At 65.0% G+C, this 15,008-nt stretch carries 15 protein-coding genes; 8 read left to right on the top strand and 7 right to left on the bottom strand.

Translation table 11 applies throughout. The features are described from left to right. Positions 1-51: 51 nt before the first annotated feature. Both ACZ1I5_RS09800 and ACZ1I5_RS09795 read left to right on the top strand, forming a co-directional pair. Positions 52-1,080, top strand: coding sequence for an aspartate-semialdehyde dehydrogenase (locus ACZ1I5_RS09800; RefSeq protein ID WP_465173500.1), 1,029 nt, complete (start codon positions 52-54; stop codon positions 1,078-1,080). A gap of 4 nt (positions 1,081-1,084) precedes the next feature. Continuing rightward, positions 1,085-1,519, top strand: coding sequence for a GFA family protein (locus tag ACZ1I5_RS09795; RefSeq protein WP_465173499.1), 435 nt, complete (start codon positions 1,085-1,087; stop codon positions 1,517-1,519). 173 nt (positions 1,520-1,692) lie between these two features. Here ACZ1I5_RS09795 and ACZ1I5_RS09790 read toward each other — a convergent pair whose 3' ends face one another. From ACZ1I5_RS09790 to ACZ1I5_RS09780, 3 genes are read right to left on the bottom strand one after another with little or no spacing between them, the layout of a single operon-like run. Next, positions 1,693-3,228, bottom strand: coding sequence for a DHA2 family efflux MFS transporter permease subunit (locus tag ACZ1I5_RS09790; protein ID WP_465173498.1), 1,536 nt, complete (start codon positions 3,226-3,228; stop codon positions 1,693-1,695). Next, a complete protein-coding gene (locus ACZ1I5_RS09785) occupies positions 3,225-4,337 on the bottom strand; it encodes an HlyD family secretion protein (RefSeq protein WP_465173497.1) in 1,113 nt (370 codons plus the stop codon). Before ACZ1I5_RS09785 ends, ACZ1I5_RS09790 begins: the two co-directional genes overlap by 4 nt. Then, positions 4,330-4,776: a MarR family winged helix-turn-helix transcriptional regulator gene (locus ACZ1I5_RS09780; protein ID WP_465173496.1), complete on the bottom strand. Its 447-nt coding sequence runs from the start codon at positions 4,774-4,776 to the stop codon at positions 4,330-4,332. Before ACZ1I5_RS09780 ends, ACZ1I5_RS09785 begins: the two co-directional genes overlap by 8 nt. Before the next feature lie 82 nt (positions 4,777-4,858). Here ACZ1I5_RS09780 and ACZ1I5_RS09775 point away from each other — a divergent pair, with 82 nt between their 5' ends. Genes ACZ1I5_RS09775 through ACZ1I5_RS09765 form a run of 3 tightly spaced genes read left to right on the top strand, consistent with a single transcriptional unit; the run spans position 4,859 to position 7,915 of the window. Then, complete coding sequence (locus tag ACZ1I5_RS09775; protein ID WP_465173495.1) at positions 4,859-5,302, top strand: GFA family protein; 444 nt, start codon at positions 4,859-4,861, stop codon at positions 5,300-5,302. After that, positions 5,283-6,044, top strand: a complete 762-nt coding sequence (locus ACZ1I5_RS09770; protein ID WP_465173494.1) for an alpha/beta fold hydrolase — start codon at positions 5,283-5,285, stop codon at positions 6,042-6,044. The genes ACZ1I5_RS09775 and ACZ1I5_RS09770 overlap by 20 nt, the downstream gene beginning before the upstream one ends. A gap of 59 nt (positions 6,045-6,103) precedes the next feature. Next, positions 6,104-7,915: a M2 family metallopeptidase gene (locus ACZ1I5_RS09765; protein ID WP_465173493.1), complete on the top strand. Its 1,812-nt coding sequence runs from the start codon at positions 6,104-6,106 to the stop codon at positions 7,913-7,915. A gap of 136 nt (positions 7,916-8,051) precedes the next feature. Here the strand turns inward: ACZ1I5_RS09765 and ACZ1I5_RS09760 are convergent, their stop codons facing one another. The 4 genes from ACZ1I5_RS09760 to ACZ1I5_RS09745 all read right to left on the bottom strand — a co-directional run bounded on the left by ACZ1I5_RS09760 (position 8,052) and on the right by ACZ1I5_RS09745 (position 10,966). After that, positions 8,052-8,426 carry a hypothetical protein gene (locus tag ACZ1I5_RS09760; RefSeq protein ID WP_465173492.1) on the bottom strand — a complete coding sequence of 125 codons (375 nt, stop codon included), beginning with the start codon at positions 8,424-8,426 and terminating at the stop codon, positions 8,052-8,054. A gap of 169 nt (positions 8,427-8,595) precedes the next feature. Then, positions 8,596-10,050, bottom strand: a complete 1,455-nt coding sequence (locus ACZ1I5_RS09755; RefSeq protein WP_465173491.1) for an AMP nucleosidase — start codon at positions 10,048-10,050, stop codon at positions 8,596-8,598. 96 nt (positions 10,051-10,146) lie between these two features. Beyond that, complete coding sequence (locus ACZ1I5_RS09750; RefSeq protein WP_465173490.1) at positions 10,147-10,368, bottom strand: hypothetical protein; 222 nt, start codon at positions 10,366-10,368, stop codon at positions 10,147-10,149. 118 nt (positions 10,369-10,486) lie between these two features. After that, positions 10,487-10,966 carry a redoxin family protein gene (locus tag ACZ1I5_RS09745; protein ID WP_465173489.1) on the bottom strand — a complete coding sequence of 160 codons (480 nt, stop codon included), beginning with the start codon at positions 10,964-10,966 and terminating at the stop codon, positions 10,487-10,489. A gap of 152 nt (positions 10,967-11,118) precedes the next feature. Between ACZ1I5_RS09745 and ACZ1I5_RS09740 the strand changes: the two genes are divergently transcribed. The 3 genes from ACZ1I5_RS09740 (at position 11,119) to ahcY (ending at position 14,968) form a co-directional block, all read left to right on the top strand. Then, complete coding sequence (locus ACZ1I5_RS09740) at positions 11,119-11,679, top strand: YqgE/AlgH family protein (RefSeq protein ID WP_465173488.1); 561 nt, start codon at positions 11,119-11,121, stop codon at positions 11,677-11,679. A 97-nt stretch (positions 11,680-11,776) separates the two neighbouring features. Then, positions 11,777-13,327 carry a TolB family protein gene (locus ACZ1I5_RS09735; RefSeq protein ID WP_465173487.1) on the top strand — a complete coding sequence of 517 codons (1,551 nt, stop codon included), beginning with the start codon at positions 11,777-11,779 and terminating at the stop codon, positions 13,325-13,327. Between the two features lie 180 nt (positions 13,328-13,507). After that, positions 13,508-14,968 carry an adenosylhomocysteinase gene (ahcY, locus tag ACZ1I5_RS09730; protein WP_465173486.1) on the top strand — a complete coding sequence of 487 codons (1,461 nt, stop codon included), beginning with the start codon at positions 13,508-13,510 and terminating at the stop codon, positions 14,966-14,968. The last annotated feature ends 40 nt before the right edge of the window (positions 14,969-15,008 follow it).

The raw sequence follows: 15,008 nt of genomic DNA, 5'->3' as shown, positions 1-15,008 counted from the left end.
AATGTCGGGGGCGCGTATGCGACCGCTTCGTCTTCGGACTGGAGTTTGGACATGGGTTATCGGGTAGTAGTCGCAGGCGCGACCGGGAATGTCGGGCGGGAGATGCTCAACATCCTGGCGGAGCGCGAGTTTCCGGCGGACGAGATCGCCGTCGTCGCATCGTCGCGGTCGACGGGCGACATGGTCGACTATGGCGAGACCGGCAAACAGTTCAAGGTCCAGAACATCGAGCATTTCGACCCGACCGGGTGGGACATGGCGCTGTTCGCGATCGGATCCGAGGCGACGAAGATCCACGCCCCGCGCTTCGCCGCGGCCGGCTGCACCGTGATCGATAATTCGTCGCTGTACCGGATGGACCCGGACGTGCCGCTGATCGTGCCCGAGGTGAATCCCGAGGCGATCAACGGCTATACGCGCAAGAACATCATCGCGAACCCGAACTGCTCGACCGCGCAGATGGTCGTCGCGCTCAAGCCGCTGCACGATATCGCGAAGATCAAGCGCGTCGTCGTCGCGACCTATCAGTCGGTGTCGGGCGCTGGCAAGGCGGGCATGGACGAGCTGTTCGAGCAGAGCCGCAACATCTTCGTCGGCGATCCGGCCGAGCCGAAGAAGTTCACCAAGCAGATCGCCTTCAACGTGATCCCGCACATCGACAGCTTCCTGGACGACGGATCGACCAAGGAAGAGTGGAAGATGGTGGTCGAGACCAAGAAGATCCTCGACCCGAAGATCAAGGTCCATGCGACCTGCGTGCGCGTGCCGGTGTTCGTCGGCCATTCGGAAGCGATCAACATCGAGTTCGAGAACGAAATCTCCGCCGAGACCGCGCAGAAGATCCTGCGCGAGGCGCCGGGTGTGATGCTGATCGACAAGCGCGAGGACGGTGGTTACGTCACCCCGATCGAATGCGTCGGCGAATATGCGACCTTCATCAGCCGCGTCCGCGAGGACCCGACGGTGGAGAACGGTCTCGCTCTGTGGTGCGTGTCCGACAATCTCCGCAAGGGCGCCGCGCTGAACGCGGTGCAGATCGCGGAACTGCTCGGACGGCGGCACCTGCAAAAGGCGGCGTGAACCAGTGATCGAGGGCGGCTGCCGCTGTGGCGCGTGTCGCTACACGCTGGCCATGGAGCAGCTGCCCCCGGTCTATTGCTGTCACTGCCGCGATTGCCAGACCTGGTCGGGCAGCGCCTTCACTGAACAGGGCGTGGTGCGCGAGGAGGCGATCGCCGCGACCGGGCCGATCGTCGAGTATCGCTTCACCAGTCCGAGCGGGTCGGAATCGCGTCAGCGGCTGTGCGGGACCTGCCATACGCGGTTGTGGAACACCAACAGCGCACGCCCCGGTATCGCGGTTGTGCGGGCGGGGACGCTCGATGCGAGCGACGGGCTCGAGCCGAAGTTGCATATCTGGGTGAAGCGCAAGCAGCCCTGGGTGGTGCTGGCCGCGGATGTGCCGGCGTTCGAGGAAAGCGCGTCACCGGCGGAGTTTGTGGCGATCCTGTCGCGCTAACCTCGCCCCCCTTCTTCCCCGGCGGAGGCCGGGGCCTAGTCGGGGGACGATCATGGCTGGCGCTGCGAGCCGTTACATCAACCTTTCCAACTGGACCCCGGCCTTCGCCGGGGAAGGAAGAGGGGGAGCGGAACCGCGCCTTCTTTAGCTCGGATTTGGCGCGAGAGTTCCAGCTACTCCGCCAGCACCGCCTCGACCTTGCCCTTGGGCTTCTTCAGGAAGAACACCAGCGGCAGCACCGCGATCGAGATTCCGGCCATCAGGTAGAAATCGTCGATATAGGCGATCATTGCCGCCTGGCGGTTGATCATCGCATCGGCATAAACGAACACGGTGTCCGACAGCGCCCCGAACCGGTCCACCGCGCTGAGATCGAGCGACGGGATGGTCTGCGCGGTGACGTGGCTGGCCAGATCCGAGTGGCTGGTCTGGATGTTGCGGGCGAGCAGCACCGTCACCATCGAGATGCCGGCCGACTGGCCGACATTGCGGAACAGGTTGAGCAGACTGGCGCCATCGGTGCGGTAATTATGGCTGAGCGTCGCGAAGGCGAGCGAGTTCAGCGGCATGAACACCAGCCCCATGCCCAGGCCCTGGACGAAGCCGCTGATGATCACCGGCCAGAAATCCATTTCCAGCGACCAGGTCGACATCTGGTAGAGCGAATAGGCGAAGATGATCAGCCCGACGACGATGACGAGGCGGGTATCGACCTTGCCCATCATCTGGCCGGCGAGAAACATGGTGAGCAGCACGCCGACGCCGCGCGGCGCGAGCATCAGCCCGGTATCGACCACCGGATAGCCGAACAATTGCTGCAACATCGACGGCAGCAGCGCCATCGGCGCCATGGTCGAGATGCCGATGACGACCATGAAGATCATGCCCATCACCAGGTTGCGATTCTTGAAGATGGCGCGGTCGAACAGCGGTTTGTCGGCGGTCGCGAGATGGACGATCGCCATCCACAGGGCGGCCGCCGCGATCAGGGCCTCGATCATGATCTCCCAGCTGGCGAACCAGTCGTCATGCTGGCCGCGGTCGAGCATCAGCTGGAAGGAGGCGACCGCGATCGAGATCATCGCAAAGCCCATCGCGTCGAACGAGCGTTTCGCCTTGGGCCGCGAGGGGAGCAGGAACCAGAGGATGGCGAAGGTCAGCAGGCCGACCGGCAGGTTGACGTAGAAGACCCAGCGCCAGTTATAGCTCTCGGTCAGCCAGCCGCCGATGACCGGGCCCATGATCGGGCCGACCATCACGCCCATGCCCCAGACCGACATGGCCTTGGCGGCATTTTCGGGCGGGTTGATGTCGAGCATCGCGGTCTGCGAGAGCGGGCCGATGAACGCGGCGAACACGCCCTGGGCGACGCGGAACAGCACCATTTCCTCGAGGCTGATCGCGGTGCCGCATAGCATCGAGGCAATGATGAAGCCGCCGACCGCGAACAGGAACAGGTTGCGCGAGCCGAGCCGGTCCGACAGCCAGCCGGTCGCAGGGATCGCGATGGCCGAGGCGACGATATAGCTGGTCAGCACCCAGGTAACCGTCTCGCCGGTCGCGCCGAGGCTGGTCTGCATGTGCGGCAGGGCGACATTGGCGATGGTGGTGTCGAGGATCTGCATGATCATCGCCCCCATGACGCCGACGGTCAGGAGCCCGCGGTTCCTGACCGGCAGCATCGCCTTGCCGGGCGGATGATCACTCACTTGGTGCCGCCAGCCTTTGTATCGATGGCGACGTCGGCGCTGAGGCCGGCGATCATGGCGCGCGGCGGCGTGCCCTCGATCGCGATGCGCACCGGCACGCGCTGAGTCACCTTGACCCAGTTGCCGGTCGCGTTCTGCGCGGGGAGCACCGAGGATTGCGAGCCGGTAAGCGCGCCGATGCTGGCGACATGGCCGCGCACCTTCAGGCCGGGATAGGCGTCGAACTTGATCTCGGCGGGCTGGCCGACCGCCATATGGTTGAGATCGGTTTCCTTGTAGTTCGCCTCGATCCAGGCCGCCTGGCTGACCACGATGCTGACCACCGGCACGCCGCTGGGCATGATGTTGCCGACCTGGAGGCGGCCGGTCTGGCTGGCGATGCCGTCCTTGGGCGCACGCACTTCGGTACGGGAGAGATCGAGCGCTGCCTTGGCGCGCTGCGCCAGCGCGGCCTGGACCGCGACCGGCGAACTGGAGGCGGCGGTGCCGCTGCCGAGCTGGTTGCGGGCATGCGCGGCATCGGCCTGGTATTTCGCGAGCTGAGCCTTGGCGGCGGCGACGCCGTGACGCGCGGCGTCGAGGCTGGCACGGGTGGTGAAGCCCTGCTTCATCAACGCTGCCTGACGGTCATAGGTCGCCTGGGCGAGCTGGATATCGGCCTGGGCGCTTTCGATATCGGCCTGCGCGCCGCCCATGTCGGTCGACATGGTGTTTACCTGCACCCGCGCATTGGCAAGCGCGGCGTCGGCCTGGGCGAGCGCGATCCGGAAGGGCTCGGGGTCGATGCGGAACAGCACGTCACCCGCCTTGACCGGCTGGTTCTCCTTCACGTTCACCGCGACGATGCGCCCGGTAACGTCGGGGCTGACCGAGATCATGTCCTGTTCGACATAGGCATTGTCGGTCGAGACGTAGCGGCCCGAGGTCAGGTAGAAATAGCCGCCGACCAGGGCGAGCAGCAGCGGCACGCTGAGCATCAGCACCGGACGCAGCCAGTTGCGGCGCTTTGCCGGGGTGGGGGTCGGAGCGGGCGCCGTGACCTCCTCGATCGGATTGATGGCGATCGTGTCGGCCTTGGTCTGGTCGATCCTGGGGTCTGCATCAGCCATGGTTGGCCTCGTCGCTTTCGAACTGGGTGTTGAGATTGGTGCGGATGGTGGTGAGCGAGGCCATCAATTGGTCGCGCTGCGCGGTGTCGAGGCCGAAGAGCGCGGTTTCGATCATGCCCTCGGCCAGGACGCGCAACTGATCGAGGATCGGCAGCGCCTTGGGCGTCAGGAAGATCTGCCAGGCACGGCGATCCGCGGGATCGGGCCGGCGCTCGACCAGATTCGCCTCTTCGAGGCGGTCGATCATGCGGGACAGGGTGATCGGCTCGACTTCGAGCAGATCGGCCATGCCGCCCTGATTGATGCCTTCGTGGCGCTTCAGGGTGGTCAGCGTACGCCATTGAGTTCGCGTCACGCCCATCAGGCGCGCGCGCTCGTCGAAACGCCGGCGCATCAGGCGCGAAACATCGCTAATCATGAAGCCGACCGAGTCACTCATGGGCGCGCATATAATAAGCATGCTTATATAATCCTAGCCCTGTCCGGGCGATTATTTTGCATCGCAACATGCAGGAGGCAGAATGCGACAGGAGATGGCTGGCGGATGCCAATGCGGACGCGTGCGGTATCGCGCGACGATCGATAATCGCGACGCCTATCTCTGCCATTGCCGGATGTGCCAGCGCGCGACCGGCGGCGTGTCGATCGCCTTCAAATATGTGCTGAAGGCGGACGTGACCTGGGAGCGGGAGCCCGACCGATACGCCTCGTCACCAATCGCGGTGCGGGGTTTTTGCGCGGCGTGCGGGACGCCGCTGACCTATGAGGCGCATGACAGCGACCATCTCGACCTGACGGTCGGCAGCTTCGACGATCCGTTCGGTTTCGTGCCCACCCAGCATTCGGGCGCGGAGAGCTGGCACGAAGCGTGGCTTGACACGACGGGCCTGCCCGCCGAACGGACTGACCAGAACCACCGCCTCGTGCAACGCTGGATGGACGCCATTGGCAAGTTCCCCGATTGAACCGGATTTCTTCGAAAGCTTCGATGGCGCGCGGATCGCGTGGCGCGAGATGGGGGAGGGGCGGCCGGTCGTTCTGATCCATGGCTTTTTCTCGGACGCCATGACCAACTGGATCCGTTACGGCCATGCGGCGAAGATCGCGGCCCGGGGATTCCGGGTGATCATGCCCGATCTCCGCGCGCATGGATCGAGCGCCAAGCCGCATGATGCGGCGAGCTATCCGCCCGATGTGCTGGCGCAGGACCAGTTTGCGCTGATCGCGCATCTCGGGCTTACCGATTACGATCTCGGGGGGTATTCGCTCGGTGCGCGGACGACGGTGCGCATGCTGATGAAAGGCGCCACGCCGGGGAAGGTCATCCTGTCGGGCATGGGCCTGGCCGGTCTGGTCGGCACCGCGCGGCGCGGCGACCATTTCCGGCATATCCTGACCAATCTCGGCAAGCATGAGCGCGGCACGCCGGAATGGTTGGCCGAGGCATTCCTGAAGACGACCAAGGGCGATCCGGTCGCGTTGCTCCGGATCATCGATACCTTCGTCAACACCGATAAAGCCGATGTCGTGGCGATCCAGGAGCCGGTGCTGGTCCTGACGGGCGACGAGGACAATGACAATGGATCGGCGGCGGAGCTGGCAGCGGCGCTGCCCCATGCCATTTTGCGGACGACGCCGGGTGGCCATATGAGCGCGGTCACCAAGCCCGAGCTGGGGCAGGAGATAGCGGACTTCCTCGCCGCTTGACCGTGGCGCGGGGGCGTCACAACGTGGCGCATGACCCGATTTTATCGAGGACCTTCCGCATGATCCGCACTGGAATTTCGACGCTTGCCCTGGCCCTGTCGCTCGCCGCGACGCCGGCGCTGGCCCAGACCAAGCTCACCGCCGCCGATGCCGACGCCTTTGTCGCGAAGACCGAAAAGGCGCTCGCCGACTTCTCGATCGTCGCCAACCAGGCCCAATGGGTCAACGCGACCTATATCACTGACGATACCGACGCGATCGCTTCGCGAGTCAATGCGGAGCAGACCGAACTTCAGGTGAAGGCCGCGCTGGAAGCGGCGAAATTCGACAAGGTCGCCGGGCTCTCGCCCGACACGCGGCGCAAGCTCGACCTGATGCGCAACGCCATCACCCTGCCGGCGCCGACCCGGCCCGGCGCGGCGGATACGCTGCAGACATTGGTGACCGGCATGTCCTCCTCCTATGGCAAGGGCAAGGGGACGCTCGACGGCAAGCCGATCAACGGCAGCGACATCGAGGCGGCGATGGGCACGGAGCGCGACCCGGCCAGGCTGAAGGAGATGTGGGTCAGCTGGCACGACAATGTCGGAGCCCCGATGCGCGGCGATTATCAGCGCATGGTCTCGATCGCCAATGAGGGCGCGGTCGGCCTCGGCTACAAGGATACCGGCGCGCTGTGGCGCTCGGGCTACGACATGGACCCGGCGGCGTTCGCCAAGATGACCGACACCCTGTGGAAGCAGGTCGAGCCGCTCTATCGTTCGCTGCACACCTATGTCCGCTGGAAGCTGAACGAGAAATATGGCGACGCGGTGCAGTCCAAGACCGGTCCGATCCGCGCAGACCTGCTCGGCAATATGTGGGCGCAGGAATGGGGCAATATCTACGACATCGTCGCGCCTTCCGGGGCGGGCGATCTCGGCTTCGACACCGGCGAGCTGCTCAAGGAAAAGGGCTATGATCCGGTCAGGATGGTGAAGACCGGCGAGGGCTTCTATTCCTCGCTCGGCTTCGCGCCGCTGCCCGAGACCTTCTGGACGCGCTCGCAGATCGTCAAGCCGGCGGACCGTGAAGTGATCTGCCACGCCTCGGCCTGGGACGTCGACAACAAGGACGATCTGCGCATCAAGATGTGCACCAAGGTGAATGGCGACGACTTCGTCACGATCCATCACGAGCTGGGGCATAATTATTACCAGCGGGCGTACAACAAGCAGCCCTTCCTCTACGAGAACGGTGCCAATGACGGCTTCCATGAGGCCATTGGCGATTTCGTCGCGCTGTCGATCACGCCCGATTATCTCGTCCAGATCGGGCTGCTCGGCGAGGCGAAGGTGCCGAGCGCGGACAAGGATATCGGCCTGTTGCTACGCCAGGCGATGGACAAGGTGGCGTTCCTGCCGTTCGGCCTGCTGATCGACAAATGGCGCTGGGGCGTGTTTTCGGGATCGATCCGGCCGAACGGTTACGAGGCGGCGTGGAACGCGCTTCGGCTGCAATATCAGGGCGTCGAGCCGCCCGTCGCGCGTGACGAGACCCGCTTCGACCCCGGCGCGAAATATCATGTGCCGGCCAGCGTGCCCTATACGCGCTACTTCCTCGCCCGGCTGCTGCAGTTCCAGTTTTACAAGGCGGCATGCGACCAGGCGGGCTGGAAGGGGCCGCTGCATCGCTGCTCCTTCTATGGGAACAAGGAAGTCGGCGCGAAGCTGAACGCGATGCTGGAGCTCGGCCAGTCCAAGCCGTGGCCGGATGCGCTCGAGGCGTTCACCGGCAGTCGCGAGATGTCGGGCGAGGCGATGGTCGCGTATTTCGCGCCGCTGAAGGCGTGGCTCGACGAGCAGAACAAGGGCAAGCCGACCGGGTGGTGAGAAAATTCCCTCTCCCAGCGGGAGAGGGAGGGAGCCGCGAAGCGGCGGAAGGGTGAGGGTGACTTTCGTGGCCACTCTCACCCTTGATCGCCCTCATCCGGCGCTTCGCGCCACCTTCTCCCGGAGGGAGAAGGGTTTAGGCGACGATGCGGTTGGGGATCGTACCCTCATCGGCGATCCCGGCCTCGAACGACGCCGAGGAATCCGTGCCGTCGGCCTGATGCGCGCCGTCGCGATGCAGCAGCGAGTCCAGATCGGTCGGGATCTTGTCGCGGAAGGCATAAAGCGCGGCAGTAGCGGCGGCGCCGACCGCGGCGACACCGCCGACGATCGCTGCGGTGCCCCAATGGCTGCCCGACTTCTTGGCGAAGGTGCCGTTCTTGCCACGAACCGGCGTTTTGCGCGCCGCTGGCTTGGCAGCGGTCTTAGGGGCCACGGTCTTGCTGGCCGCAGCAGGTTTGGCAGCAGCGGGTTTGCGGGGGGCGGTCGGCTTCTTTGCGGCGGTAGCCATCACATGCTCCTCAAGAATGTTGAGCAGCCGTAACGCACGAAACGCAAAGGGTTTCCAAGGGCCGGCCACATCCAGCCTATGCCCGCCTGCAAAGCGCGATTTCCTGCGCTCCGATGGTAGGAAACCACGTTTTTCGGCTCGGCCTGACCGAATGTCGTCCGACCCTCGCTTACCGGAAAGGCGGCTCGTTGAAGGCGCGCAATTTGCGCGAGTGGAGCTTGGCACCCTCGCGGCGCAATTCCTCGCAGGCCTGGATGCCGATGCGCATATGCTCGCTGATCGCGCGCTCGTAGAAGCGATTGGCCTGGCCGGGCAGTTTGAGCTCGCCATGGAGCGGCTTGTCCGACACGCAGAGCAGGGTGCCATAGGGCACGCGGAAGCGATATCCCTGCGCGGCGATGGTGGCGGATTCCATGTCGATGCCGACCGCGCGCGAGAGCGAGAAGCGCAGCGCCGATCGGGCATAGCGGAGTTCCCAGTTGCGGTCGTCGGTCGTGACGATCGTGCCGGTGCGCAGGCGGCGCTTGAGTTCCTCGCCCGACTGGCCGGAAACGGTCTCGGCAGCGCGGGCGAGCGCGAGCTGGACTTCGGCGATGGCCGGGACCGGGATCTCCGGCGGCAGCACATCGTCGAGCACATGATCGTCGCGCAGATAGGCGTGAGCGAGCACATAGTCGCCGATGCGCTGGCTCGGGCGCAGGCCGCCGCAATGGCCGATCATCATCCAGGCCTCGGGACGGACGACCGCCAGGTGATCGGTGATCGTCTTCGCGTTGGACGGGCCGACGCCGATATTGACGAGCGTGATGCCGGTGCGGTCGTCCGCCATCAGGTGATAAGCGGGCATCTGGTGGCGGCGCCACGCGCTGCTGTCGGCCAGCATCGCCTCGACATCGTCGCCCGCGCGCATGATCGTGCCGCCCGCGCCCGAGACTCCAGTGAAGCGGCTGGGTTTCCCGTTTTCATCGGGCCCAAGCTGCTGGCAGGCCCAGCGCACGAACTCGTCGACATAACGGTGATAATTGGTGAACAGCACATAGCGCTGGACATGCTCGGGCGGCGTGCCGGTGTAATGGCGCAGGCGCGCGAGCGAGAAATCGGTGCGCAAGCCGTCGAACAGGGCCAAGGGTCGCGTGCCGTCGGCGTCCGTGTAGAGCCCGTCGGCGATCTCGTCGCCGATATAGGCAAGCTCGGTCGCCGGGAAATGGCGCGCCAGGTCGAGCGCCGAGACTTCGTCCAGGCTCATCGCGTGCCCGGCATCGAGCACATAGGGGAAGGGGATTTCCTGCCGGCCGGGCACTGCCTCGACGAAGACGTCATAGTCCTCGATGAGCAGGGTGAGCTGTTCTGTCAGATAATCGGCGAAGATCGCCGGCTTGGTGACGCTGATGCGATATTCGCCCGGGGTGACGAGCCGGCCGAACGAGCGCATCGGGGTCGGGCGATCATTGTCGCCGCGATAGCGCAGCCTGATCTCGGGATAGGCGAAGCTGCCGTCATGCCGCGCGTCGCGCGAAGGAACCGAACCATCGGTGAGATAGGCTGTTAGGGCCGCCTGCAGCCGCTCGACCGATGCACGGTAGAGGGTGTCGAGCTGGGCGACGATATCGGAGGCAGTCGTCATCCTTCGTGGCTAAAGCACGCGCATGACGCTGGCAAGACGGCCGGAGGAAGAGGAAATGAAACGGGGCGCCGGTGAGAGCGCCCCGCTCATGTCAGGTCAGGATTTGTCGTCTTCGCCGTCATCCATCAGCTTGCTGATGCCATAAGCGGCACCGGCGACGGCGGCAGTCGCGCCGGCCGCGATGGCCGCCGCCGCGGCGGGATGCTCCTTGACCGCTTCGACGGTCGATTCGACCGCTGATCCGATCGCTTCCTGGGCGCGTTCGAGGAAAGACTTCTCGTCAGTCTTCGCGGCGGTGCTGTTGGTCTCGTCGGTCATTTATGCCTCCATGGTCGATCGCAATTCCCGAACGGGGAAGGAACGTGCAAGTTCCCGGCGGGGAGGCGGATCGTTGCCCGCCCGCGCCCCGCCGAGTGGCGACCCGAGTCTCAGACCTTCAAAGGTCGTTCAGCATGTGCTCGGCCGAGGATACGTTGAATTCGCCGGGAGCCTCGACATTGAGCTGCTCGACGACGCCATCATTGATGACCATCGAGTAACGCTGGCCGCGCGTGCCCAGGCCGAACTTCGAGCCGTCCATGGTCAGGCCGACTGCTTCGGCGAAGGTGCCGTTGCCGTCGGCGAGCATGGTCACCGCATCGGCGTCGTTCGCCTTGCTCCAGGCGCCCATCACGAACGGGTCGTTGACCGCGGTGCAGGCGATCTCGTCGATGCCCTTGGCCTTCAGTTCCTCGGCCTTGTCGATATAGCCCGGCAGGTGCTTGGCCGAACAGGTCGGCGTGAAGGCGCCGGGCACGGAGAACAGGGCGACCTTGCGGCCCGCGAAATATTCGTCCGAGCTGACCTGCTCGGGGCCATTCGCCGTCGCCTTGACGAGAGTGGTGCTGGGCAGCCGATCGCCGACGCTGATGGTCATGTTGGAATCCTCCTGGAGCGCGCATTGTTCTGGTCGCCGCGGGACCGCGGCGGGATCGATCGTCGCGAAAAACGCGACGGAGCCTACCTCGTGCAGGCGCGTTCGGATTTCAAGCATGGCGAGCGCCGATGGCTGCGCTATGATGGACGACGATGGATAAAACGGCGAATCTCACGGGGCAGCTTCTGCTCGCAATGCCGGGAATCGGCGATCCGCGCTTCGAACGCGCGGTGATCGCGATCTGCGCGCACGACCCGAAGGGCGCGATCGGCATCGGCATCGGCCAGACGATTCGCGGGCTGGGACTGCACGAGGTACTGGCGCAGTTCGGCATCGAGCCGGGCGCCGCGCCCGACGCGCCGGTCCATTCGGGCGGCCCGGTGGAGCAGCGTCGCGGCTTCGTGCTGCATTCCAACGACTGGAGCGGGCAGGACACGATCGACGTCGCCGGGCGCTGGGCGCTGTCGGGCACGATCGACGCGCTGAAGGCGATCGCCGATGGATCCGGGCCGAGCCGCTGGCTGGTCGCGCTCGGCTATGCCGGCTGGGGCGAGGGGCAGCTGGACGAGGAACTGACCCGGCATGGCTGGTTCAATGTCCAGGGCGATATCGAGCTGCTGTACGACACGGACGCCGCGATCCGGTGGGAACTGGGATTTGCCGAGGCGGGGATCGACCCACGCCTGCTGGCGACCAGCACCGGAACGGCCTGAATTTCTCCTCGAGCCTCTCGCTTTCGCTGAGCGGTACCGCTACCATCCTATAGGAAATCCGGGCGGCCTGCCGATCCGGAAAAAAGGAGTGGGTGGCATGAAGCCGAGCCGGATCGTCGCGCTATGCGCGTTCATCGGGGTGGCGCTGTGGGGCAGCGCGACGTCTCACGGGCAGATAAAGCCACCTGCCGGGTTGTTCGAGCAGAGCGTCGATATCGGCGAGACCGCGTTGCGTGGGTCGGTGCTGTGTGACGCGGCGACGGACAGCTATCGGGTCACCGGCGGCGGGGCGAATATCTGGGGCGGCAAGGACGCCTTCCATTTCGTGGCGACGCGGCGGCCGTCGGGCGATCTTCATGTCGCCGCCGACGTGGCCTTTGTCGGGACCGGCGGAGACCCACATCGCAAGGCGGGGCTGATGATCCGCGAGAATCTGACGCCGGGATCGCGCTATGCCGATGTGATGGTGCATGGCGACGGGCTGACGGCGCTGCAATATCGCGAGGTGCAGGACGGGCCGACCCGGCAGATCATGTCGAACGTCAAGGCGCCGCGCGGGATCAGGCTGGAGCGGGAAGGGGACTATGTCTTCTTCTCGGTGCGCGGGGCGGACGGCATGTGGCACCATGCCGGCGGCAATTTCCGGATCGCGCTGCCCGACGCCTATGTCGGGCTCGCGGTCTCGGCGCATGACAACAAGGCGAGCGAGACCGCGATCTTCTCCGACGTGTCGCTGACGGTGCCGGTGCTCGCGCAGGTGCCGGACACGGGATATCCGGCAAAGGTCGAGAGCACGCTCGAGACGATGCAGGTCGCGGGCGAGCAAAGCCGGACCGTGGTGCGCCATTTCGTGGGCAAGATCGAAGCGCCGAACTGGACGCGCGACGGCGCCGCGCTGATCTACAACAGCAATGGCCGCATCTATCGCATCCCGGCGACGGGCGGCGAACCGGTGGCGATCGATACCGGGCGGCACATCAAGAACAACAACGATCACGGCCTGTCGCCCGACGGCACGCAGCTGATCATCTCCGACCAGATCGAGCCCGACAATCTCTCGCGCATCCATGTCCTGCCGCTCACCGGATCGGCCGAGCCGCGCGAGGTGGTGAGCCATGCCGATGCGCGATCCTACTGGCATGGCTGGTCGCCCGACGGAAAGACGATTGCCTATGTCTATGTCCATACGAAGAACGGGACCTATGACATCCGCACCCGGCCGCTGGCGGGCGGGCCGGACACGATGCTGATCAGCGGACCGGGCACCGACGACGGGCCGGAATATTCGCCGGACGGGCGCTGGCTCTATTTCAACTCGACCCGGTCCGGATCGATGCAGATCTGGCGGGCGAACGCGGCGGACGGGACCAATCCCGAGCGGATCACGCAGGACGAGGCCTATCGCGACTGGTTCCCGCATCTCTCGCCCGACGGGAAGTGGATCGCGTTCATTTCGTTCGGGCTGGATGTCGCACTGGGCGATCATCCGCCGAACCGCGACGTGCTGCTGCGCATCATGCCGGCGGACGGCAGCGCACCGCCGCGCGTGCTGACCCGGCTGTTCGGCGGGCAGGGGACGATCAACGTGCCGTCCTGGTCGCCTGACGGCAAATCGATCGCGTTCGTGAGCTACCGGCTGGTGCGGTGACGTAACGCTGTTCGCGGGCGACGTGAATCCAGCAGGTAATCGAGATGTGCGAATCCCGAAACCGGCTGGGCTAATCATGCCATGGCCTCCGGCGTCACCTCCTCGCCTGTCGACCGGCGATCGTGGAAGCCATAACATATAAAGACATCTTTATATTTGATTTGGGGGCGCCGGGGGCCTATGTGGCCGCTATCCATTAGCCTATCCGGAGACACCTACGTGGCCACCGCACTCGCCGACCGCGCTCAAGACTATGTCGTTGCCGACATCGATCTCGCCGATTTCGGCCGCAAGGAGATCAACATCGCCGAGACCGAAATGCCCGGCCTCATGTCGCTCCGCGAGGAGTTCGGTGCATCGCAGCCGCTGAAGGGCGCGCGCATCACCGGTTCGCTGCACATGACGATCCAGACCGCGGTGCTGATCGAGACGCTGACCGCGCTCGGTGCCGACGTCCGCTGGGCGACCTGCAACATCTTCTCCACCCAGGACCATGCCGCCGCCGCGATTGCCGCGACGGGCGTGCCGGTGTTCGCCGTGAAGGGCGAGAGCCTGGCCGACTATTGGGACTATGTTGGTGACATCTTCAACTGGGGCGCCGACACGGACGGCACCACTGCCAACATCATCCTCGACGATGGCGGCGATGCCACCATGTTCGCGCTGTGGGGTGCGAAGATCGAGGCCGGCCACACGCTGGGCGAGCCGGAGAATGAGGAAGAAGTCGAGTTCCAGCGCGCGCTGAAGGCGTTCGTGGCCAAATATCCCGGTTACCTGACCGAGACGGTCAAGAACCTGAAGGGCGTGTCGGAAGAGACCACCACTGGTGTTCACCGCCTGTACGAGATCGCGAAGAAGGGCGAGCTGCCCTTCCCGGCGATCAACGTGAACGACAGCGTGACCAAGTCGAAGTTCGACAATCTCTATGGCTGCAAGGAATCGCTGGTCGACGCGATCCGCCGTGCCACCGACGTGATGCTCGCCGGCAAGGTCGCGACCGTCGCCGGCTTCGGTGACGTCGGCAAGGGCTCGGCCCAGTCGCTCCGCAACGGCGGCGCGCGCGTGATGGTGACTGAAGTCGACCCGATCTGCGCGCTGCAGGCAGCGATGGAGGGCTTCGAGGTCGTGACGATGGAAGAGGCTGTCACCCGCTCGGACATCTTCGTGACCGCGACCGGCAATGCCGACGTCATCACCGCCGATCACATGAAGGCGATGAAGCCGATGTCGATCGTGTGCAACATCGGCCATTTCGACAGCGAGATCCAGATCGCGGCGCTCAGCAATTACGAGTGGACCGAAGTGAAGCCGGGCACCGACCTGGTGAAGTTCCCGGACGGCAAGCAGATCATCGTGCTGGCCAAGGGCCGCCTGGTGAATCTGGGCTGCGCGACCGGCCACCCGTCGTTCGTCATGTCGGCCAGCTTCACCAACCAGACGCTGGCGCAGATCGAGCTCTTCACCAAGGGCGAGAACTACAAGAACGACGTGTACGTCCTGCCGAAGCATCTCGACGAGAAGGTCGCGGCGCTGCACCTCGAAAAGCTCGGCGTGAAGCTGTCGACGCTCACCGCAAAGCAGGCCGGCTATATCGGCGTGCCCGTCGAGGGCCCGTTCAAGCCGGACCATTACCGCTACTGATCGATCGCAAGATCGCTAGGGAAGGGGCCGCGGAGCAATC

The organism is Sphingomonas sp. BL-S-30, from assembly GCF_055521475.1.
This window is presented reverse-complemented; position numbering and strand designations above follow the sequence as displayed.

Excerpts from the sequence above, each read along its gene's own strand:
- ACZ1I5_RS09800 (WP_465173500.1), top strand. The coding sequence starts at position 52 with ATGGGTTATCGGGTAGTAGTCGCAGGCGCGACCGGGAATGTCGGGCGG.
- ACZ1I5_RS09785 (WP_465173497.1), bottom strand. The coding sequence starts at position 4,337 with ATGGCTGATGCAGACCCCAGGATCGACCAGACCAAGGCCGACACGATC.
- ACZ1I5_RS09780 (WP_465173496.1), bottom strand. The coding sequence starts at position 4,776 with ATGAGTGACTCGGTCGGCTTCATGATTAGCGATGTTTCGCGCCTGATG.
- ACZ1I5_RS09775 (WP_465173495.1), top strand. The coding sequence starts at position 4,859 with ATGCGACAGGAGATGGCTGGCGGATGCCAATGCGGACGCGTGCGGTAT.
- ACZ1I5_RS09765 (WP_465173493.1), top strand. The coding sequence starts at position 6,104 with ATGATCCGCACTGGAATTTCGACGCTTGCCCTGGCCCTGTCGCTCGCC.
- ACZ1I5_RS09760 (WP_465173492.1), bottom strand. The coding sequence starts at position 8,426 with ATGGCTACCGCCGCAAAGAAGCCGACCGCCCCCCGCAAACCCGCTGCT.
- ACZ1I5_RS09755 (WP_465173491.1), bottom strand. The coding sequence starts at position 10,050 with ATGACGACTGCCTCCGATATCGTCGCCCAGCTCGACACCCTCTACCGT.
- ACZ1I5_RS09750 (WP_465173490.1), bottom strand. The coding sequence starts at position 10,368 with ATGACCGACGAGACCAACAGCACCGCCGCGAAGACTGACGAGAAGTCT.
- ACZ1I5_RS09745 (WP_465173489.1), bottom strand. The coding sequence starts at position 10,966 with ATGACCATCAGCGTCGGCGATCGGCTGCCCAGCACCACTCTCGTCAAG.
- ACZ1I5_RS09740 (WP_465173488.1), top strand. The coding sequence starts at position 11,119 with ATGGATAAAACGGCGAATCTCACGGGGCAGCTTCTGCTCGCAATGCCG.
- ACZ1I5_RS09735 (WP_465173487.1), top strand. The coding sequence starts at position 11,777 with ATGAAGCCGAGCCGGATCGTCGCGCTATGCGCGTTCATCGGGGTGGCG.
- ahcY (WP_465173486.1), top strand. The coding sequence starts at position 13,508 with ATGTGGCCGCTATCCATTAGCCTATCCGGAGACACCTACGTGGCCACC.